The organism is Burkholderia sp. BCC1993, assembly GCF_905339865.1.
In the GTDB taxonomy this organism is placed as follows: domain Bacteria; phylum Pseudomonadota; class Gammaproteobacteria; order Burkholderiales; family Burkholderiaceae; genus Burkholderia.
Window position 1 is genome coordinate 1 of the sequence record NZ_CAJPGZ010000062.1, and the last position, 636, is coordinate 636.

General features: G+C 64.9%; 1 protein-coding gene. It reads right to left on the bottom strand.

Annotated features, from left to right (window positions below; all coding sequences use genetic code 11):
- The coding region (locus U4Y91_RS36570; protein ID WP_321809126.1) for an Ig-like domain-containing protein at positions 1–636 on the bottom strand (636 nt) is incomplete at both ends.

Sequence of the window (636 nt, forward strand, 5' to 3'; positions counted from 1 at the left end):
ATCGAGTATTCGGCAGTGGCGCCGGTTTCGACGCCGGTGAGGTTCAACGTGCCGACGTTGGTGACGTGATCGGACGCACTGCTGCCGGAATCGGTGGTCAGGGCCACGCCCGGCGCGGCAGCCGACGTGTCGAGCGTGAAGCTGAACGACGTTGCCGACGACGTGTTGCCGGCGATATCAGTCTGCCGGACCTGCACGTCGTTCAGGCCTTCGGTGGCATTGAAACTGGTGTTCCAGGTATGACCGCCATCGATCGAATATTCGACGGTCGCGCCGGTCTCGACACCGGTCAGGTTCAGCGTGCCGACGTTGGTGACGTGGTCGGACGCACTGCTGCCAGAATCGGTGGTCAGGGCCACGCCCGGTGCGGCTGCCGACGTATCGAGCGTGAAGCTGAACGACGTCGCCGACGACGTATTGTCGGCGATGTCGGTCTGCCGGACTTGCACGTCGTTCAGGCCTTCGGTGGCGCCGAAGCTGGTGTTCCACGTATGACCGCCGTCGATCGAGTATTCGACGGTCGCGCCGGTTTCGACACCGGTGAGGTTCAGCGTGCCGACATTGGTGACGTGGTCGGACGTGCTGCTGCCCGAATCGGTGGCGAGCGCCACGCCCGGTGCGGCGGCCGACGTGTCG